The organism is Aerosakkonema funiforme FACHB-1375 (assembly GCF_014696265.1).
Classification (GTDB): domain Bacteria; phylum Cyanobacteriota; class Cyanobacteriia; order Cyanobacteriales; family Aerosakkonemataceae; genus Aerosakkonema; species Aerosakkonema funiforme_A.
Genome location: NZ_JACJPW010000036.1, coordinates 33179 through 55045, shown reverse-complemented (window position 1 = coordinate 55045; position 21867 = coordinate 33179). Strand labels below are relative to the sequence as shown.

Annotated in this window: 16 protein-coding genes; 6 read left to right on the top strand and 10 right to left on the bottom strand. The window is 44.8% G+C overall.

The features are described 5' to 3' along the window. The first annotated feature begins 354 nt into the window (after positions 1–354). Entirely contained in the window at positions 355–1395 is a 1041-nt protein-coding gene (locus H6G03_RS15370; protein ID WP_190465242.1) for a hypothetical protein, read from the top strand. 150 nt (positions 1396–1545) lie between these two features. Here the strand turns inward: H6G03_RS15370 and H6G03_RS15365 are convergent, their stop codons facing one another. From H6G03_RS15365 to H6G03_RS15340, 6 genes are all read right to left on the bottom strand, one after another. Continuing rightward, positions 1546–2745: a homocysteine biosynthesis protein gene (locus H6G03_RS15365; RefSeq protein WP_190465241.1), complete on the bottom strand. Its 1200-nt coding sequence runs from the start codon at positions 2743–2745 to the stop codon at positions 1546–1548. A 155-nt stretch (positions 2746–2900) separates the two neighbouring features. After that, positions 2901–4061 carry an AI-2E family transporter gene (locus H6G03_RS15360; protein WP_190465240.1) on the bottom strand — a complete coding sequence of 387 codons (1161 nt, stop codon included), beginning with the start codon at positions 4059–4061 and terminating at the stop codon, positions 2901–2903. 140 nt (positions 4062–4201) lie between these two features. Beyond that, on the bottom strand, positions 4202–4390 hold the full coding sequence (locus H6G03_RS15355; protein ID WP_190465239.1) for a hypothetical protein: 189 nt from the start codon (positions 4388–4390) through the stop codon (positions 4202–4204). A gap of 53 nt (positions 4391–4443) precedes the next feature. Continuing rightward, positions 4444–7104 carry a colicin uptake protein gene (locus tag H6G03_RS15350; RefSeq protein ID WP_190465238.1) on the bottom strand — a complete coding sequence of 887 codons (2661 nt, stop codon included), beginning with the start codon at positions 7102–7104 and terminating at the stop codon, positions 4444–4446. 262 nt (positions 7105–7366) lie between these two features. Continuing rightward, on the bottom strand, positions 7367–7918 hold the full coding sequence (locus H6G03_RS15345) for a Uma2 family endonuclease (RefSeq protein WP_190465237.1): 552 nt from the start codon (positions 7916–7918) through the stop codon (positions 7367–7369). Between the two features lie 53 nt (positions 7919–7971). Continuing rightward, positions 7972–9360 (bottom strand): NB-ARC domain-containing protein, encoded by a 1389-nt coding sequence (locus H6G03_RS15340; protein WP_190465236.1) that lies wholly within the window; start codon positions 9358–9360, stop codon positions 7972–7974. A gap of 261 nt (positions 9361–9621) precedes the next feature. Here H6G03_RS15340 and H6G03_RS15335 point away from each other — a divergent pair, with 261 nt between their 5' ends. Continuing rightward, positions 9622–9978 carry a hypothetical protein gene (locus H6G03_RS15335; protein ID WP_190465235.1) on the top strand — a complete coding sequence of 119 codons (357 nt, stop codon included), beginning with the start codon at positions 9622–9624 and terminating at the stop codon, positions 9976–9978. A gap of 101 nt (positions 9979–10079) precedes the next feature. Here the strand turns inward: H6G03_RS15335 and H6G03_RS15330 are convergent, their stop codons facing one another. The 3 genes from H6G03_RS15330 to cobN form a co-directional block, all read right to left on the bottom strand. Further along, the gene (locus tag H6G03_RS15330; protein ID WP_190465234.1) at positions 10080–10442 is read right to left on the bottom strand and encodes a DUF5615 family PIN-like protein; all 363 of its coding nucleotides are present in this window, start codon (positions 10440–10442) and stop codon (positions 10080–10082) included. A gap of 6 nt (positions 10443–10448) precedes the next feature. Next, a complete protein-coding gene (locus H6G03_RS15325; RefSeq protein WP_190465233.1) occupies positions 10449–10679 on the bottom strand; it encodes a DUF433 domain-containing protein in 231 nt (76 codons plus the stop codon). A gap of 117 nt (positions 10680–10796) precedes the next feature. After that, entirely contained in the window at positions 10797–14882 is a 4086-nt protein-coding gene (gene cobN / locus H6G03_RS38065; protein WP_190465232.1) for a cobaltochelatase subunit CobN, read from the bottom strand. Positions 14883–15062: 180 nt separating this feature from the next. Between cobN and H6G03_RS15315 the strand changes: the two genes are divergently transcribed. The 3 genes from H6G03_RS15315 (at position 15063) to H6G03_RS15305 (ending at position 19239) form a co-directional block, all read left to right on the top strand. Next, positions 15063–17537 (top strand): hybrid sensor histidine kinase/response regulator, encoded by a 2475-nt coding sequence (locus H6G03_RS15315; protein WP_190465231.1) that lies wholly within the window; start codon positions 15063–15065, stop codon positions 17535–17537. Positions 17538–17653: 116 nt separating this feature from the next. Continuing rightward, positions 17654–18343, top strand: coding sequence for an N-acetylmannosamine-6-phosphate 2-epimerase (locus tag H6G03_RS15310; protein ID WP_190465230.1), 690 nt, complete (start codon positions 17654–17656; stop codon positions 18341–18343). 161 nt (positions 18344–18504) lie between these two features. Continuing rightward, the gene (locus H6G03_RS15305) at positions 18505–19239 is read left to right on the top strand and encodes a glutathione peroxidase (protein WP_190465229.1); all 735 of its coding nucleotides are present in this window, start codon (positions 18505–18507) and stop codon (positions 19237–19239) included. Positions 19240–19407: 168 nt separating this feature from the next. Here the strand turns inward: H6G03_RS15305 and H6G03_RS15300 are convergent, their stop codons facing one another. Next, complete coding sequence (locus H6G03_RS15300) at positions 19408–20463, bottom strand: hypothetical protein (protein WP_190465228.1); 1056 nt, start codon at positions 20461–20463, stop codon at positions 19408–19410. A 62-nt stretch (positions 20464–20525) separates the two neighbouring features. On the opposite strand from H6G03_RS15300, the gene H6G03_RS15295 reads away from it, so the two are divergent. Then, positions 20526–21443, top strand: a complete 918-nt coding sequence (locus H6G03_RS15295) for a metallophosphoesterase (RefSeq protein ID WP_190465227.1) — start codon at positions 20526–20528, stop codon at positions 21441–21443. Positions 21444–21867: the final 424 nt, after the last annotated feature.

Genomic DNA, 21867 nt, shown 5'->3' with positions numbered 1-21867 from the left:
CCGCAATCCCTCGGCCAGAAGGCCAAAATGTGACAGTCTCAAAGAAACTTTGCGGATTGCACCGAAAATTAATTGCATTCAGTAAAATAGGCACGCCGATCTAATCATCGGTCCGCGATCGCCAACGGCAGTACACCTGCGGCGACAGTCATTGTCGGCGAAGTTCCCGCGCTGTGAACTCCGGAGGAACGCGAGAGCGAATAGAGTAGTAGATACTAGGTTTTGGCTTCTGGCTAGTACAAGGGATTTGCAAAGATTCTCGGTTATCGACCGGGCATTTTGTACCCAAGTCCAGTTTGTGCTTATCTCTCACGAGGAGCCAGAGGAAGTGTGTCTCCGCTGCAAGGAGTTCTTATGAGTCCCTCTCCGAATCAGTTCCCCCAGTCTTCTAGCGGTTCCGAACAAGCTAAGGCCGAATTACCGGTCGTTCGTAAGCCGAATCCACCCAAGCCCCCTGTCACCCAAGCGGTTACCCCCCCTACTCCCGCGCCTACAGCGCCTACACCACCGGCAGCTGCCTCCACGACTCAGGCTCCTACCCCTGCGATCGAGAAAAGCGATGCCAACATTTCTGGTGAGCTAATGGCGACTGAAACCGATAAGGATAGTGGACGGCGGCAAGAGCCCATTCCAGCTCCCAGCGAACCGATGCAGTATCGGGCTATTGGCTTAGTACGGGGCAAATATAGCCCCAGTGCAGAGCAATTTACGCGCGGTCTGTTACTAGCCTCTGATGGGCAGGCGATCGATTCCGTGCTGTTAGGTCGGGTAATGAGTCTGGTGAAGAATCACTTAGATTTAGAAACCGAACACCTGTGGGTAGTTTATCCGCGAACGCGACAAAATGACGATGCTTTACACCTTCAAATTGTGGGAGTTTGGGAACCAGAAAACCTTGACAAAAGTTTGTCTTCCACTGACGAGACATCGGCAAGCGAAGTAACCGAAGCATCGAGCTCCAGCAATTTAGAAGCTGAGAGTTCCCCCGTTGAAGATGGTTATTTTTCGATTCGCGGTGAGGTAGTTTATCAATCTCACGACGAACAAAAAATCATCGTCAAGATTAAGCAAGCACCCCGCAAAGAAGATGAAAAGCCCAAATTTTTTAAGCTCACACTCAAAGGTGTTCTGGAAAGAAAGGCTGTGGGATATTTCTGGGAATTCCATATCCAGCGACAGGCTAACGACCTCCTAATTCAGGAGGCCAAAGATATCGCATCCTTGCGTCCGAGTAAGCCCAGGAAACCTTTTAAAGGTAAAAAACCGGCTGGGAAAAAGTTTGGTAAATATCCAGGGCCAGGGGCTGGCAGCAATCGTCCAGTACCCGCAGGCGCTAAACCTCCCACCGAGAAGCCAATTCCTCGACCGACAAAACGTCAGCAACCGAGTACCTAAAAAAGGGGCTAGGGGTTAGGGGTTAGGGGCTAGGGGGGAAGAGGGAGAGGGAGGAGGAAGAGGGAGGAGGGAGAGAAAGGAATTTTGAATGATTGACTTTTAACTTTTGACTCCCCCGCTCCCCCACTCCCCCACTCCCCCACCGATAATTTACTCCAAAGCAATAGTTGCGCCCCATCGGTCTTGGGGTAAAAAAGACCGATCCATTGGAATGGCAGCAACTCGTTCGCTGAGAGTGAATTTTCCTTCTTGAATCCACTGTTTCAACTCTAAAGCTACTTGCCGCGACAGATATATGCTGGCAAGAGGGGCAGCTCTGACCTGTTTTCCCTCAATCGGAATCCGACCGGATTTTAATTGTGCGTAACTTACCAAACCAAAGGTAGGACGCACGCGGCGGGGAATGGAAAAATCTACGATCGGCGCTACTAAATCTTTGTCTTGTACGGCGCATTTTTCTACTACTTCCTCATGCAAAACAGGTAACGGTAGACCTACGCCTAACATGAGGGAAGGGCCGTAATTTTTGAAGTAACAACCGCGCACCCAACGACGATTCATTTGTTTGGCATCTCCAACTAAGGCGAGGGTAGCGGCTGGGCCAATTGGTGTCTGATTTGACAATCGTTTTTGTAATGGGAAATGCTGAGTGCCTTCCCAAGCTACGTAACCGATTCCTCCGCCTAAGAAAATGCGGGTGCCAATGCCAATTAGTTGCAAATCTGGGTCGTTGAGGAGGGGGGAAATAGCACCTGGGTTGGAGTAGACGGCGTTGGCAAGTCTGGGTTGCAAAGGGCCAAGGTAAGTATACAGAGGCCGATCGCCTCCATTCACTCCCACGATAAAGTTTTGATATAAATTGCGGGGATTGTAGAGATAAAATTGGTTAATTGTGTCGCGGGTGATGGTGGTTTCAAATGATGGGCGAGGATAGCAATCAGTTACCTGTCCGACCGCTCGCAATTGGATGGGTTTGCCAGCAATTAAATCTTCGATTACATGACCGCCACCCCGTTCTTTGGATTCTGGATCGTCGCCTGCTTCCAAGGTGCTAGGATAGTCTACGCTTTGGGTGGCTCCCAAATACAAATCTACTGCGCCAAATCCAGAATAAGCTAAGACTCCATCTAGCCAGCAGGAGCGAATTTTAATCGGTGGATCGGTGTGTCCTAAGTTAATTATTGCTCCGGAAGATTCCATCGGCTCAAAGGTGCCAGTGGTGATGACATCGACTTCTTTTGCAGTTTGGCTGATGCCAGCTTCTGCCACTCGCGCTTTTAATTCTTCGACGGTACAAACTACCGCAGATTTTTTGGTAATTTTATCGTTTATTTCGGCAATTGTTCGCATATATAGCTAGGGCGTCGGGGCTAGGACTGGGGCGTCGGGTTTGGTGGAATTAAGAACGCCCTAATTGACGAAAGCGATTGCTATAAAATTAAAAATTTCCAACTAAAAATTAAAACAATTGTTGGAAGTTGTGCTGGATTAAGACTGAGGCCAGTTTAATTAGTATTGTCATCTTCTACACTCGATTTTTGTTGAGTTTTTGGACTATCTTCAGGCAAGACGGGAGCTTGTCGATCGGCTTCTGCTGCTGACTCTGATTCGGCAATACCGGCGCTCTCGAAGGCCAGTTGCCGATCGCTGTGCCATACATCCAGGATATCTTTAATCAACACTTCTCTTACCCAGACTTGTCCTACAACTGTTAGAGGTAAAGCTAAAATCAGCCCCAAGAATCCAAAGAATGTAGCGAAAAAGACTTGGGACATTAACGTGATCGCCGGTAGTAGCGCTACCTGTTGCGCCATCACGTAGGGAGTGAGAAAATTACTCTCAAACTGCTGAATGAAGAAGTACACAATTAAGACGGCGACGGATTTCCAGGGCGCATCTAGGAGTGCGATCGTCATCGGTAAGACTACACTCAATGTAGGGCCAATATTGGGAATAAAGTTGAGCAATCCCGCTAACACACCCTGAGCCAGCGCTAGCCTTACTCCCAAAATCGATAAGCCAACCACACTCAACAAGGCAACTACGCTCATGCTGATCAAAGCGCCGATAATCCATCTACCCAGCGCTACTTCGCATTGATCCAAAATCCCATCTACGCGCCGTCGGTAGAAGGAGGGAAACAAGCGCACGAAGGTTTTACGGTAAGATTGGGGCTGGGCTAACATCATCAATGTCAAAACCAGCACCAGTAAAAAGCTCAGTATACCCCCCAGGGTATTCGAGAAAAAAGCGACCGATCCGCCCAAAAGCTGATTGACCACCGGTTGCAGTTGTTGGCTGAGGCTATTAATGTCCGGCAGATACTGGTTGAATTGGGTGGGAATATTATTTCTGAGCAGATTCAGCCATTGGTTGATGCGATTGACGCCTTTGGGGAACAACTCTACTAATTGTTGAACTTCCGCGACAAAGGGCGGCACAATCAGCAAGAAAAAGCCAATCAGAACGATTACCATAATGGCAATTGACAGCATTACTGCCCACAATCGCGACAATCTGGACTGCTGCAACCGCCGTGCTAGCCTGTTCAAGGCAGTCGCTAACACCACAGCTGCAAACACGAGTAAAATTACTTGCCGAATTTGCCACAGTATGTATAAACAGATGGCAATTAGTAACAGGCCGATCGCTTGACCCAATTTCACAATGCTGACTCCCAGTTGTTCGGGCTACCTTGAGTGTAATGCGCCTTGTCAAGTACATTCGGAATCGAATACAGCTAAATTAGCCGATCGCAATTTCCCCAGCATACATTAGCGCCACTGCTATCACAATCTCTGTGGGCTTATTTTCCCTGCTGCCATACCCGCCCCCAAAGTAAAAGCCCGACGATCGCACTTGGCAGAAGGACGAGCGTCAGCGCAAGGCTCTGATTCGCCGTAACATTTAATACCGGGCCTCCATACTTAATTAATACCGACAGTGCAGTTGAGAAGATCAGCACTTTGAAAATGAATCCTGCCTGACTTTCCATTGCTTGTAAGGTAGACAACAATACAAATTATGGCAGAAAAAGGTTATAAATAATCAACTTTCTGCCTTTGGTAATTGCTGTGTTTGAGAAGCAACAGGACTAATCAAACCCTGCGCCGTACTAAATAAATTTATGGGATTTTTTCCATCAGTAATTAGTACGCTTTGTAGACCTAGCGATTGCAAAAGTCTCGCCTGCATTTCCGGGCCAGCTTGCGCCATTGCGGTGAGAGTTTCTGGGCCGATCGCTTCTACTTTTTGCCTGAATTCAGTACTGGTAATTTCCGCCATTCGCTCTGCTTTTTGGATTTCCAAAGCAATTAGCGCTTGCTGATGAGCTAATTCAGCTTCCTGTCTCGCTCTCAATTGTGCTAATTCAGCTTCATAGCGAATTCGCGCCGCCTCTGCTTCTTGCTGAGCTAAATTAACGGCTAATTGTCCTTGAATTCTAGCAGCTTCTGCCTTCGCTCTTGCTTCTGCTGTCGCTTGACCTGTAGATTGAATGGCAGCGTTTTCTGCTTGCAATTCCAGTAGATTTCGCCGTTCTGCTTCTGCCGCACTTTTATCAACAATTGCCTGTCTTTCTAATCTTGCTTTCGCTTCTTGGGCAATTCGTTCCGCATCTTGTCGGGCTGCTGCTTCTTGAGCATCGGTAGTAATTTGAATGGCAATTTGTACCGATTTTTGCAGACTTTCTAAGGTGCGTTCATCAACAGGTTCGACTGATTGAATGTCGATGTTTGTGATTACCAAGTTATTGGTTCTAAAGCGGAATTCCTCTCGCACGCGACCTTCACTGTCTGTACCAAACACGGCAGTTCTGATAATTCGGGCAGAATTGCGGTGAAATTCATCGAATTTTTCTCCCGCTACAGCACCGCGCACGCGAGATGCGATCGCTTTGCAAGCATCTCCTACAAAATCAGGCACTTGAAACAGTTTAGCTGCTGCTGCTTCGTCGTGGCGATCGATATCGAAATACCAGTTATATGACAACTGAATTTGCAGTCTGGCATGATCTGATGTCTCCACAGTAAAGATATCAGTCATAAAATCCGGGCCTAATAATAATGCTAGCGATTTGATCGCATTCGGTCGCTTCGGTTTGCTACCTGACAAACTTAAAACAGTGAACGCTTCATCTGGCCCCAACATCACCAAATCCGGGCCAAATACAGTCCTGGCAGTTCTATCTTTATAATCGTGGATCTGCACGGCTGCATTTTGGGGAACATGAAAAACAACCGCCCTAGTTCGATCCCGTTTGGATATGCTATTAGTAATTAATTTTTGGCCTGCTTCTTCACCAGTTTTATGATGCTGACTGCGATCGGCAACCGGATCGCTTTTTTGCATCAGCAATTCTTCTACAACTGGCGGCAGTTCCTTTTGCCAAAGTTCTTCATAAGGGCTTAACATATATGCTTGCGGCCCGCTAACAAGTTTTAGTTCGCCTGTCTGGATATCCCGCACGTAAATCCCTTCATTCTTATCAAGAGGAATTGCTTTTCGTCTTTCCAATACTTCCACTTCGACGCGAGGAATATAATCTCTCGGCCCGGAAATCATCCACAAATCTCCAGGCTGATGTTGAATTAAATCTGCATCCTCACCTTCGCTGAAAGCTTCTTTTGCTCTCAGTAAAAGTGCTTCCTGTTCGCCCAAGACATAAATTTTTTGGATGCCATTTTCCAGAGATTCACCTGGGTGCAAGAAAAATGATATTCTCCCCTGTCTGACTTCTCGCATTCCCAACTGAGGTTTACCATCTGTATCGATCGGGTTGACCACAATACACCATTCTCTGTCTCCCAAAGTGGTTATTTCAACTTCTCCCACCACCTCTTCATAAACATCGGGAATGTGAATTTCGGTATCTTCAATAGTTACTAACCATTCATCCCCTGCTTTGCGCTGGCGACCGAAAACATCAGCGAAAGTGCGTTTTGCTCTCAGATGTAATGCTTTCTTTTCCGTCAAAACGTAAGCATTAATAATGCCAACTACTTCTTCATCTACCCCTGGTAAATAGGCTCCTTCTTCCCTGACTAACCATTCTTCACCCACTCTCCTTCTGTTACCTTGACGGTCTGTACAATTTTGTCTTGCCAACAGTCGTAAAGCTTGGTTTGGTTTAATTACTCTGGCTGTAACTATCTCTACAACTTCAACTTCCACGCGGGGTATGTAAGTTCCTGGCCCTTCAAACAACCATTCATCGCCTGCTAAACGGTTAATAGTTTGGTTTTCCAATTCTCCATCAACTTCTACTCTAATTAAATAGCTCAAATCGCGAGTAGCTCTTAAACGTAACGCTTGATTTCTTTCTACAACTTGTAATTGTTCTATTTCTCCATCAAGTTCTTCACCTGGATAGAGAGGGAAAGGCTCTTGTGCAAAGCGAATTTCTGCATCGCCGTAACGCAGTTTTATTTGTCCGTGTTCGTCTGCGATCGGATTTCCATTCTCATCGCGAAGCACGGGATTTTCGATTATGCAATAATATCGAGGCGGTACGACGATCATCGGTTCCGGCTTTAATATTAACCGTTCGTGATCGCGCAGGGTAATAGTTTGTGGCCCAACTTCCAACCTGGTAACGCCAGTATTGTTATCTAAAACGTGAATAAATTGTTGAGGTTTCAGTCGAATTACACCGCTAGAACTTCCTGGTAATTCTGTTTTATTTTCCGGTCTGCGATCGGTTGTATTCATTTCGATGTTTTAAGACTAGACTCAAAAGTATTTTCGTTTGAGTAGAATTGATTATTTTCCCTTGCTACTTTCTATATTTGAAAAAGCAGCAATAAAGCTATCCCTGTAAATACCGCTCAATTCTAACCGCGAGCTACTAGCACGAGCTAACTTGTAATATAACTACAATTTTGTATGAGATTCGTTACAGGGAATTATCGTAATTTAAAGTGCGTTGGCGTAGCCTGCCGTAGGCATATCACTCTTAGCATTTTCCCAATGCTTAAGCCAACAATTCATTAACTTCTACACTAAAACCTGGTAGTACAATTTGAGTGCTAACTACTTCACCTATATTAAACAACTTTTGCTGCTGCTTGGTGATGACCAATATCCACTGACTTTCAGGAAAAAGTAGCCATATTTCTTGACAACCAGACTCTAAATACTCTCTTACTTTAGTAAATACTTCTTCCGCTGGGTCAGTAGGAGAAATAATTTCAGCAATTAGGGGAAAACTTTGCGGTAATACAGTAAAGTTATCTCCATATTGTGCGAGTAATTCAGGTGTCAAATAAGCTACATCGGGACAACGCCCTCTTCCCACCGTGCGGCAAGATACTTCAGTGTAAACTTCTCCACCCTGCTGACTTGAACTTAGATAATTTCCCCAATAACGAGCGAGTCTAGCTTGAGTTCGACTATGTTTTGCTGTGATGTTATTTTTCTCCACTAATTGCCCATCCACCCATTCTGTATTATCGGGCGGATTGAGCATATAATCTTCTAAGGTAAAGATTTTTGATACATTTGAGACTTCGGCAGTAGCGATCATTGCTTTTCTCCTTAGCTGCATATATTAATATTATCACTCATCCCAATTTACCATTAATTTTTCACATATTGCTTCACCACAGCTTGCAACTTAAAAATTGTCTCGCCATTTTCTTTCTTTTCCAGCAAACAACGTCTTCCCAAGGATTGCATTACCTTGAATAACTCGGAAGGCGATATCTGCATACCATTTAACAATTGATATATAGAAATCGGTTCATTTTCAATCGCTAATCTAGACATTACCTGTTTTTCTAAATCTGATAACCTACTAAACTGCCGATCGAATATATCTTTCAAATCTTCACTGACAAATAGGGCATCATATTTGAGAAATTCAGCCACTCTCCCACCGCACAAATCTTTAATTAGCGTTGCTACTATTTTTAACCATAATGGATTACCTTGGTAAAGGTTAATCAATTCTTCCCATTTATTTTCATCAGCCAAACCTTTCTCTTTGAGGATTTCCCTTGCTGCGATACCCAAACCATTTAATTGTAGCGATCGCACTAATTTATCTGGGTCTTCCAATGCCACAATTTCTCTCGGTTTATCCCAACTAAGCAGCAACAAGCAACTATTATGATATAATTCGCCTAATCTTTTAAAGAGTAATCCATAATCTTCATATCCAGGTTCATAGCAACCAGCTAATTGTCCTTTACTAAAAATATGATGTACATCATCGAATACGATCAGACAACGTTGCTTTCGCAGATATTCTATTAATTGCGATCGCTTATTTTCTCCACTACCTGATAATTCACTTTCGGGTTGATTAGATAAAAATTCAATTAGTTCTTTTTGGATTAATTCTAGTGGTGGTTTTTCGCACAGACTGCGCCATATCACACAATCAAATTTATCTTGAATTTGCTTTAGTAGCTGAACTGCGATCGCACTTTTCCCGATCCCACTTATCCCTACAAGTGCGACGAGGCGACAGCGTTCTTGCACTATCCATTTTTCTAGGATAGCTAGTTCTTCTGTGCGATCGTAGAAATTGCCGAGATCCGGTGCATCATCTACAAAAACCCGGTTTCTTTGAGAAACCGGGTTTTTAACTTGGTGCGATCGATCTTGTGCGACTTCTGGAGGTGGCAAAGGTTTTGGACAAAGGTTAATGTTACCAATAGCTACAAAGTCTTGTGCAAAATTTGATGAAACTGATGAAACGTTAGAGAACCGACACCTTTGCATTGTAGAGCGAAAATTCGACTTACTGACATCTTCTCCTAATACATCTGATAATACCTTCCAAAGTTCAGAAGCGATATCCTTAACGTGACCTTCTGTGCAATTAAACTGTTCTGCTATTTTCGAGTATTTCTGATTTTGCACCGTTCCCCGTAAGACAGCTTCTTGCAGATCGTCTAGATGTTTCCCTGTTTTAGTGAAAATTAGGCGATCGGCTATTTTTAACATTTCTTTAATGTCCATTAGTCAGGTAAATGTCGGTATTTTCACTATTATAATCCTACTTTATCCGACTTCGGCAACTTTTTCCGACTTTTTCCGGCCTGTTTGTGTTGGAAAAGTTCCTACGAAATCCGACTTTTACCGACTGGACAAAATTGCCTGTTAGACACAAAATCCAAATTAGGATCATTCCATTATTTAGTAAACAGGTCAGATCTAATTGTCAACTAAGACTAATCTGTTCTGCATCCGAATATAAAACCTAAATCTAATGGTGACAAAATGAAGAAAACCCTAAGCATATTAGCCATAGCAACTTCTCTCAGCTTTGGTGGAGCTATTATTGGAAATATTCACTTGAGAGTGTTTGCACAAAGTAGCCCTTGGGGACAAGTTGTTTCTCCACAAACATACACAAATCCTGATACCGGACAGACTCTTTGTTTCTATTCATCATCACGTTGGGCACCATGTCCAGGCCAAGGCAATACAATTATCATACCGCCAAATGCTAAGTGTAGGGGTGGTGCTACTATGACAGACTTAATGAATAATTGCCCAGCCGCTCAATGCTTGATGGATCGAACACAAGCTCAACTAAGTGATTCTCCTGCTTTGCCTTGCACTGGTCTACCATAACAAGTAACTTATTTTTAACTATGCAGGAAAGAGCGATCGCACCTTACCCAAAATATGTGCGTTCACGAAGTGTGCCGTTAGGCGTATCGCTCTTGTTTGAATTAACTAGGTGGACGGCGAATTCGTGTCTGTACTTCATCTGCAACTACTAAACAACCTTGCAGACTCTCTAATCTTTGTTCGCTCAAAATACGAGAAATAAGATTTAGCACCGCCTGACTACTGCGACTACGGGGACGCAATAATAAAATACCGGGATGTGTTCCAGCTGGAAAACGACGAACATCAGAGAAATCTAAATCTAGCGTAATAAAAAAACGTCCTTCCGCACAAACTTGTTGCCATACAATCTCATCATCTGCACCCGAGAGTCCTTCATCAGTAACCCTGTCGCAATCATAACCCGCCTGTCGCAGGAACTCGGCGTGAGAGTTACTCATATTCTCATCTAATTTAACAAGCATTCTTATCTATCTAAGTGGTAGTAATTCTTCTTCTCTCGCCAGTGCAGCAGCATAGGAAATAGCCGCTTTTACATTTTCCAAAGTAAGTGGTGTATATTCAGCTACGATCTCTTCCGCTGTTAGTCCCTCTGCTAGATTATCAAGAATAACTGAAACCATGATGCGCGTTCCTTTGATGCAAGGTTTCCCGTGACAAACCTTGGGGTCGATGCTGATACTTTCTTGCCAATTGTTCATTTTACTTGCCATAAATTTTGTTACTACTATATCCTAACTTGTGGCCTAAGCGCGATCGCACTTCCTCCACTCCCTCTCCATTCTGCACCAAAACTTTCAGCAACCTTTATTCTAGTTTTAGAATTGCATAAAGGAGGTAGATTCAATTACACCTTCAGCTTGGTGAACGAGCGATCGCAATTTATCTACCATCTCTGGCTCAACATCTTGCCACAACCCGCGCTGATGTGCTTCTAACAATCTTTCTGCCATATCTCGCAACGCCCAAGGATTTTTTTCTTGGATAAATGCCTGCACAGATGGCTCAAATAAATACGCCTCTGCCACTCCTCGATACATAAAATCTTCCACACAGTTAGCTGTAGCATCGTAGGCAAATAAATAATCCACCGTCGCGGACATTTCAAACGCGCCTTTGTAACCGTGGCGCATCACTCCCGCTATCCACTTGGGATTGACTACGCGAGAACGATATACTCGCGCAATTTCCGATCGCAGCTGTCTGACTTTGGGATTTTCAGGCAGAGAATTATCGCCAAAATAAGTTTGGGGATTTTTTCCAGTTAAGGCGCGAACTGCTGCTGTTAACCCACCCTGAAATTGATAGTAATCATCGGAATCGAGCAAATCGTGTTCGCGGTTATCTTGATTGTGCAGAACTATTTGCATCTGCCGCAGACGCTGTTCAAATGCTTCTGGTGCTGCAATACCGAATTTGAGATTTTGGATTTGGGATTTGGGATTTTCCTGTGCTTCTGTTTCCCTATGACTGGATGTGTAAGCATAGCTACTCCAATTAATATAAGCACGCGCTAAATCTTGCTCATCCTTCCAGTTTTGCGCTTCAATTAAACCTTGCAGACCGGCACCGTAGGCACCCGGCTTAGAACCAAAAATGCGATAGTGCGATCGCATTTCTGCCTGTTCTTCACTCAACCCCGCAGCAACCCAGAATTGCCTTTCTTGCTTCACTTGCGCCGCCAAAGGATTGTCTTCCGACGGTTCGTTCAACGCCGCTACCGCCGCTACAGCGCGATCGAATAAATCGATTAAATTCGGAAAAGCATCCCGGAAAAAACCCGAAATTCGCAGCGTTACATCCACACGGGGACGCCCCAAAACCGCAACTGGCAAGATCTCAAAATCTACTACCCGCCGCGATGGGCCATCCCACACAGGTCGCACCCCCAGCAATGCCAACGCCTGCGCCACATCATCGCCGCCAGTCCGCATCGTCGCAGTTCCCCATACGGATAATCCTAATGTTTTAGGATACTCACCATTTGACTGCGTATATTGCTCAATCAAAGTTTCAGCCGCTTTTCGACCTACATTCCAGGCTGTTTCCGTCGGCAGGCTGCGAATATCAACCGAGTAAAAATTGCGACCAGTAGGCAACACTTCCGGGCGTCCCCGCGTGGGTGCGCCAGATGGGCCGCTAGGTACAAATCGACCGTCCAAACCGCGCAACAATTGGGTGATTTCTTGTTGAGTTTGTTGCAGTGCGGGTAGGAGGTAAGTGCTTATCCAATCTAATTCGCGCTTGGTTAATTTTCCGCTGTCATCCGATTTGGGATTTGGGATTTGGGATTTGGGATTGGCTTCGCAACGATCGGACAAAGCTTGAAATTCGTCAAAATTTATTGATGATTCATCTTGAAATGGAAGGATTGAAACCCCTTTTTTTCGGTCAATAGTCTGTTGTTTGTTATGGGTTGCGATTAGCTGTTCTACTAAATTAGCTGCGTATTCTTCCAATAACTCGATCGCATCCCCAGCAGTTTGATATTTGGTGGGGTCTTGATATTTGGTGGAGTCTTGATATCTTGTGGGGTGGGCATCTTGCCCGCCTTGATTTAATGATGAGAAAATTAATGACAGGCGAGACGCCTGTCCCACAAGAGGTAGGGATGGATCTGCTGTTAACGGGTCAAAATCCAAACCCCAATCTTTAGCGATCGCACGAGTTAAACCAAGGCGATTAGTACCGGGATGACGGGCTATAGCTACAATCAAATCCCTTAGCTGTCGCCCCTGCGGACATTGCCCAAAAATATGCAGTCCGTCGCGAATTTGCGCTTCTTTCAATTCGCAAAGATAACCATCAATTAAAGACAAAAGCGAACTGTCAAAATTACCACTGGAAAATTCTTTGTTTTGATTTTTGACTTTTAAATTTTGACTTACTTCTAAATCTTGCTGTAAATTTTCTTGCGCTACCAACTGTGCGATGCGATCGGCTATCATCGGTAAACGCTTTGGATCTAAACTTTGCGCCTCATAATATTCATCGATCGAACTTTCTAACTGTTGCAAAGGGCCATAAAGTTCCGCCCGCGTCATCGGTGGCGTCAAGTGGTCGATAATCACAGCTTGAGCGCGACGTTTAGCTTGAGAACCTTCACCCGGATCGTTGACAATAAACGGATAGAAATGAGGCATTGCACCTAATGCCACTTCCGGGTAACAATTGCTCGATAAAGCTACACTTTTACCGGGTAGCCATTCCAAATTGCCGTGCTTGCCTACATGAACGATCGCATCTGCTTGAAAATGTTGTCGCACCCAATAATAAAAAGCTAAATAAGCATGAGTGGGTTCTAAATCCGGGGCATGATAATTCAAACTGGGATCGATATCGTAACCTCGACTCGGTTGAATACCTACAAAAACATTGCCTAACTCAATTCCGGAAATAGCTAGAGGTGTAGAAGAAAAAGATGCTTCATTTTTACCTTGCACAAGAGTTCCCCAGCGATCGCATATTCCTTGCTGTACATCTTTTGGTAAACTTGCAAAATATTCGTTATATTCTTCTTGCGATAATTGCTGCCAAATCTTTCGTAATTCCCGCCCTTCCGGATCGTTAGTCACCCCAGCAGTCAAGCGTGCAATCAACTCATCGCTTGTTTCAGGTAAATTTTCCATATAATAACCAGCCGATTGCAACGCCTTCAGAATCTCTACACAACTAGCTGGCGTATCCAATCCCACCCCATTAGCGAGACGTCCATCGCGATTGGGATAATTAGCTAAAATTAAGGCAATTTTGCGCTCGGAAACGGGAGTTTTACGCAGACGCACCCAGTTTAAAGCTAAATCCGCTACAAAAGCAATGCGATCGAATTGCGGTTCGTATCCTACTACATCTGTTTCCAATTGAGGATGGCGAGATTGCACTGCTTTGAAAGAAATTGCTCGACTGATAATTCGCCCATCTACTTCCGGTAGCGCCACATTCATCGCCATATCTCGCGGCGAAAGTCCTTTGTATCCAGATTCCCACTGTTCGACAGTACCGCTGCTAAAAATTACTTGCAATACAGGCACATCTAAATTTTCCATTGGGGATTGGGGATTGGGGATTGGGGATGGCATTGTCAATCCCAAATCTGAAATAGAAAAGCTAGTTGTATTTAGCAAAATATCTATTTTTTCTGCATCTTTTGGCTGGCAATATTGCAACAATTCTGCTTGCACATCAGGTTCTCGCAAAGAAGAGACAAATATCGGCACTGGTTGTAATTTGCGAGTGAATAAAGCTTGGCAAAGCGCATCGATTACAGTTGTATTTCCAGCTAAATAATGAGCGCGATAAAACAAAATTCCCACTTTAGCTATTGGCAATTCTGCTTGTTTCCCATTCCCCATTTCCCAGCGATAAAGTCCGACACGGGGAACTTCTGCTGGTGGCGGCGGATTGTAGGTTTGACCTAAGCACACATCGGCAACAAATTTAAGCGCGTTAACAAAATTTTGCACGCCGCCTTCGGTGAAATAGCGCCACAGCTGGTTAACTACTGTGAGTGAAACAGTGGAGCGATCGAATAAATGGGGATCTGGGCGATCGTCTCCCGGCATAACAATCAGCGTTTTCTGGGATTTTTCCACCGTTTCCCGCACCACTTCCAATCCATAAGACCAGTAGGAACGTCCTCCTAGCAGCCTGACGATAATTACCTCTGCTTGTGCAAGCACTTGTTCTGCATAAGTATCAATACTTAACTGTTGTTGCAACTGCAACAGATTGACCGCCCGCAGCGCTGGGAATCCGTCCGGTAGGAAGCCGACTGCGGCGGCAAAGGTTTGGATATCCGTATCAGCAGCAGTTAGAAAAACGATGGGAGCAGGCGTTTGCTCTACAAAAATGACTCCTTCTTCCTGAAAATTCCACCCTCCGGGGGTAGCAGCTAAACGATGCACGATAATATCCTCATAAGTTACATTTTTTCTGGGGCTGATGGCAGAGCGACAAAACGATACATAAACTCTTGGTCGTTATCTTCCTTCCTGTTTAATAATTAAATAAACCCAGTCAGGATCGATCCTCTCGCAGTAGTCTTAGCGATCGAAGCATTTAGCTTCTATAAATAAATATCTAAAATGGTCAGTTATCAAAATTCAATTTTAAATCGATGTTTGCCCCTGACTACTTTTGAGCGGGTGCGAGAGTTATTGCAGCAGATGGCTCAAAGGTTTCAGGGCGATACCCACGTCAATTTTTCCAAAAAGGGCAAAAGACAAGCACAGGATCTTACCTTATTTTTGACGGAAGATGTAGTGTCTTCTGTAGAACTACCCCAAGGAACGCTGCCAGAAAGGTTTGCGCTGTTAATTTCAAAGCGTTTTAGCGCCTGGTTTTTCGGAGACTGGGAATCGGAGAAAAGGGAGACGGAAAGCCCCAACGGAAAGGATAATCTCCTGACGACCAATTGCCAACTGTCAATCCCCAATGCCCAATTCCTTAGAGTGGGGTTGACTTTCGAGCCAACAGCGATCGTCGCCTTTCTCACCCAAATCAGTAATTTAGTAGAAAACAATCTCTATGCCCGCCAAACTCTGCAAGCAGCAAGCCAAATCCCCCAGTCTAACGACCCGACGCTTCAAAGTGAATTTACTCTCTCGTTGCTAGAAATTTTTTCCCAGGATCGAGAGGAAAACAATGCAGCAGAAAAGGTCTATCCTTATGTTTCTGTGTGTCAACCCGTCCATAATGCGCTCAGCCAACAGATCGAACAAGAGCGACTCCTGAATCAGGTGACAACGCAAATCCGCCAAAGTCTGGAATTACCGGTCATTCTGAATACTGCTGTTGAGCAGGTAAGAAATTTTTTGCAAGCCGATCGCCTGATCGTATATGAATTTCACTGCGACACAATAGAGGAGCGGCATAACTCTAAAATAGCTTCTTCTTCAGGCGACTACCACGGCTTTCCAGTCAACCGGAATGCCGACTCAAACTTTCCAGACCCCCTCTATCCTCTGTCATCTTTGGATTCTTCCTCCTGTTACGGTCGCATTACCTACGAAGCTAAGGCTGACGATAGCATACCCTCAGTACTCCATTTGGCAGAGGAGGGATACTGCTTCATCAAAGTGCCTAAATTTCGCGAGAAATATCGCAAAGGTTTTGCCTTAGCCGTCGAAGATATCGAAACTGCCTACATTTTTTCTCCCTGCTTGTTGGACTTAATGCGAAACGTTCGGGTGCGAGCCAAGTTAGCTGTACCGATCGTCATCCAAGAACAACTCTGGGGACTGCTGATTGTCCATCAATGCTTCCAACCGCGCCAATGGCAGGAAAATGAAAAAAACTTTCTCCGGCAAATTGCGGAACACTTAGCGATCGCCATTTACCAAGCTCAACTTTATGCCCAACTCCAACAGCAAAAACAAACTTTAGAACAACGGGTGATTGAGCGCACCCAAGAACTCCACGATGCTATGCTAGCCGCACAATCAGCCAGTCGCACCAAAGGTGAGTTTCTCGCCACCATGAGCCACGAATTGCGAACACCTCTCACCTGCGTCATCGGGCTCTCTGCTACTCTCTTGCGCTGGTCATTCGGTCAACTCAGTCAGAAACAGCGAGATTACCTGCAAACTATCCACGATAACGGCGAACACTTATTAGAGTTAATCAACGATATCCTCGAACTTTCTCAAATGGAAGCGGGTAAAACCGTTTTAAATATCAGCGATATTTCATTATCTCTAGTCGCACAATATAGCTTACAAATTGTCAGAGAAAAAGCCCTCCAACGCGGCGTTGAATTGGCAATTAATTTACGCATATCTCCCAGTCAAGACCGATTTTTAGCTGACGGTAAACGAGTTAAACAAATTCTTTTTAATCTCCTAACTAATGGCATCAAATTTACTCCCTCTGGCGGACGAGTGACTCTGCGAGTCTGGTTGGAGGGCACTCAGGCTGTGTTTCAGGTAGAAGATACCGGTATCGGCATTTCTCAAGAGCAGCTACCTCTAATTTTTCAGAAATTTCAACAGTTGGATACCTCTTATCACCGCCAATACGAAGGCACTGGTTTGGGTTTGGCTTTAACAAAACAACTCGTAGAATTGCATAGGGGTCGGATCGAAGTCGATTCTAGGGTGGGAGAGGGATCTATTTTTACAGTTTGGTTGCCTCTACCGCCATCACCTCCTTCTCCCAACGATCCGCGCATACCGATAATGACCGACCTCCCCCAAGGGCGCATTGTGTTGATTGAAAATGATGAAGAAACAGCTAACCTCATCTGCGATATTCTCACTGCCGCCGGCTATCAAATTGTCTGGATTATTGAAGGCACAACCGCTATAAAACAAATTGAAATTTTGCAACCTTTGGCCGCACTCGTGGAAATTAATCTGTCTGGTCTAAATGGTTATGAAGTGATCCGCCAATTGCGTAATTCATCTGCAATATCAAACCTAAAAATTTTGGCTATAACTGCTACGGAAATACCCACAAATCCATTATACGGTTTGGGGGCAGAGCCAGATGATTATCTGAAGAAACCAGTGCAGCCACAAGAGTTGTTGCACAAAGTTCAATTGCTAATGGCTAATAATTAATTTTTCGTTGTTCATTGTTGATGCTTCATAGTTTATCATTTATCGCGCCCGGTAAACTTTTCCCCCACCAACAACTGACAACCAACAACCAACAACTGACAACTGACAAATAACAAATGACTGTCGATCGACAAAAAATAACACAACTGCGCCATAGCTTGATTGTTTCCTGTCAGGCTCCTGCTGACTCGCCCCTACACGATCCTCTCGCGATCGCCGCAATGGCACAAGCTGCTGTATTCCGGGGAGCAGCAGCAGTAAGAATTGATACACCCAGCCATGTCAGTGCCGTGCGCCAGAAAGTAGAAGTACCGATAATCGGGCTTTGGAAACAGCAGATCCCTGGATACGATGTATATATTACTCCTGGGTACGAACACGCTGAGGCGATCGCATCTGCCGGTGCAGATATCATCGCCATTGACGCTACCCTCAGAAATCGACCGGGTAATGAAAGCTTGCATACCTTAATTGCACGCATTCATAAGGAATTGGGCAAGCCGGTCATGGCAGATGTAGATACCATTGAGGCAGCGATCGCTGCCGAAAACGCCGGTGCCGATATTGTGGGTACAACGCTCTACGGCTACACCAACAACACAAAGCACCTCTCTCCTCCCGGCTTTGAACTCCTGGCCCAAATGGTAAAACAGTTGAATGTACCAGCCATTTGCGAAGGCGGCATTTCCTCACCCCAGATGGCTCAACAAGCCCTACAACTGGGAGCCTATGCAGTTGTGGTCGGCACCGATATCACCGGTATCGATTACAAGGTTCAAGCTTATCGCGCCGTTTTAGGACTCTGAGCGTCGAAACCGGGTTTCTGAGTCGATCCAAAGCTTGTAAAACTTACCATTTTTTGTAGAAACCCGGTTTCTTTGCATAACTTGACAAATCGTACTCATAATGAGTACGCTTAAATAAGAATCGATCGAGAATGCCATTTGACCGCACAGGAGCCAAATTCATGTTTTCCAACAAAGAAGGACAAAAAGTTCCCAACGTCACCTTTCGTACCCGTCAGAAAGGCCAGTGGGTAGATGTGACCACAGATGAACTGTTTGCCGGTAAGACAGTAGCTGTATTCTCCTTACCGGGTGCCTTCACCCCCACCTGTTCTTCCACCCACGTCCCAGGTTACAACGAATTGGCGAAAGTATTCAAAGAAAACGGCGTAGATGACATCATCTGTATTTCCGTCAACGATGCCTTTGTGATGGAAGAATGGGCAAAAGATCAAAAGGCAGACAATATCAGGTTTATTCCCGATGGCAACGGACAGTTTACCGAACAGATGGGAATGCTGGTAGATAAGTCAGACCTGGGATTTGGGAAGCGATCGTGGCGCTATTCTATGCTAGTCAAAGATGGCGTAGTCGCAAAAATGTTTATCGAACCAGAAGAACCGGGCGATCCCTTCAAAGTGTCCGACGCCAACACAATGCTCAACTATATCAACCCCAACGCAGTCAAACCGAAACTGATTTCCTTATTTACAAAAGTGGGTTGTCCCTTCTGTGCCCGTGCCAAAGCATTGCTGAGCCAACGCGGCTTAGAATACGAAGAAATTGTCTTGGGTAAAGAAATCACCACCAAGTCTTTAAGAGCCGTCACGGGCGCATTAACGGTTCCCCAAGTGTTTATAGATGGCAAATTAATCGGCGGTTCGGATGCGTTAGCTGCTTACTTGGGTGAGAACTAAGCTTATCCGGTATTTAGGGCGATCGATTTAATTGATGAATTTGGAGGTTGGGTTGAGCAGAACGAAACCCAACCTCCAAGTATTCTCTGACAAATTCCGATACCAAATTTTGTTTTGTTACTCCCTTTAATTCTTGCCCCTTTGGTTGTACACAAGTTTCATGAAAATTTAAGATTGATTTGCGGTCGGCAAACCTCTCTTTAAAATCACCATGTTAGAACCAACCACCGGACTGCGAGCTAGGAGTACACCTTCAGAATCGGCGATTTCTAGCTTGCTAAAGTCTAATTGCTTAGCTCGATTCCACATATCAGCAGCTAAGCTATCTTGTTTGGCTGAATCGAAACTGTACCAATCATTGCTGACTTTAACAGTTAATATACTGCCGATGAAGTTAGCTTGAATCGACTCAATCAATCCATCAGCATATTGACTGGTGATATCCGCAACTTGATTTTGAATAGCTGCGATCAAGTTCTGCTCTGGAGTTAAAACTGGGGGTGGTGGTGGAATAATTGCCACCGATTCCGGCTGCGAAGGTGCTGACAGTTCTGCTGGTGTCTCTATAGGTGGTGCTGCTACTTCCGTTGGTTCTATTGGACTTGGGGATGGAACTTCCGCAATTTGGGGTGGGTTTGCCGGTGAAAGCACAGAAGTTGCCCAAAATAGCAAAATGAAGAGAGCGGCGATCGCACCACTTAAAATCGTATCGTTAGGCAGTTTCTGATTTACAGACGCCGGCAGTCGGCTGCGAATTTTCCCCAAGGCAGCTTTCCACCACACCGGAAGATTAGTTAAAAATACTGCCAATTTCGCCGTGAAACTCTGAGTTGGCGCTGCTGACTGGAAACCGGGAGTTTTTGTCCCCCTCGTCGGCGTAGCCGTCCCTTCCGGCGTGGGTGGTGTTTGGGGTGAAGTAGGAGGTTTTATCTCCTGTTTCTTCCCCGTTCCTGACAGCAAATTTGCAATGCCGCGCAAAGCATTGGCGCTTTGGGTTTTGAGAACGGGTTGGACTCTACTCCAGGTTTGCTGAAGCGTTTGCGTCACCTTCTGCAACGCCTCTCCAGACTGACCTTTCGGCGTCGGTGTTGGAGGTGTCTGTTTTTTTGGCTCTGGTTGCTGTGGCTGTTCCTGTGACATCGAATTTTCTCTAATGGCAGGGCTTTCCAGGCTCGATTGGGTCGATCGAATCTCCCGCAGGCTATATTGTAATCCTGTTGTCACAGCCTAATCTACCACTTTTGCTATTCTGCTTTTGAGCCACTATTGAGCCAGTCAATTTAGCTATGAGTCTCAAACGTCGTCATTTTCTCATTTTCGGCAGCCTGAGCGGCTTCGGATTAAGTTTTTTGTGGAACGCACTCGAACATCGTGAGGGTGAAGGCGCTGGTATTACTCCCGCACTAGCTTCCGAACCAGTAATTATACCCGCACAACAGCCGCTACTGCGTTTTGTCTCCGTGGCAGATACCGGCACCGGCACTAGAAGTCAGTATGCCGTGGCTGAGGCAATGAGTAACTATCTCCGCGAAAATCCCTATGACTTGGTGCTTTTGGCTGGCGATAATATTTACAACTTTGGTGAAATTGCCAAAATTGGCGCTGTTTTTGAACAACCGTATCAGTCTTTGTTGCAACGGGGAGTAAAATTTCACGCTTGTTTGGGTAATCACGATATCGTTACTGATAATGGTGACGCTCAAGTTAAGTATCCCGGTTTTAATATGCAAGGACGCTACTATACTTTTCGTCGCGATGCCGTGCAATTTTTTGCTTTAGATACGAATGGCAATGCTGACTGGTCAAAGCAATTGCCTTGGTTAGAAAAAGAATTAAATGGCAGCGATGCGCCTTGGAAAGTTGTGTTCGGTCATCATCAAATTTATTCTTCCGGTCATTATGGGGTAAATCAACCTTTTATTAAGATGCTGACGCCTCTGTTTCAAAAGTACCGCGTTCAACTTTATATTAACGGACACGACCACCATTATGAGCGCAGTCGATCGATCGACGGTACGACTTATTTAATTTGTGGCGGAGGTGCGGGAACTCGACCTGTCGGGCGATCTGAATGGACGGAGTATTCTGCCAGTAAGCTCAGCTTTGCGGCTTTTGATGTGTATGCCGATCGCATAGCCGTAAGTGCGATCGACACCGATAATCAAGTTTTCGATCAAGGAATAATTCAATTGCGTTCGAGCTAACTTATTTATTAATAATTTTAAATTTCGCTCTAAAATTTGATTTTTTGCTCAATTTGTTAGCTAACATTAGATTACTGAATCGAAATTTTTCGATTTTCGATTTGTTCTTTTTTTGCGCCTGTTTATGGTTGTAAAATTCCCATTTTGATTTTTTCATTAATACTTATTAATCGCATAAATTTTATATATTAATAATTCAAAAATTAGATTTGTCGAGCTTGCTCGCCTACAAGAGCGACCCCAAATCCGAAACTCTACATCCCAAATAGATTTACAGTAGCTGTACTATACCTGCGCTCGATATTTTATTTCGATTAAGGGCAGATTTCCATAAAATTCCTACCTTTCCTACCTTCTTGGCGGTATAGTTTCGTGTAAATATTTATCCTGTCAGCAAAGTTTACAGCTTAATTCCCCTATTAAG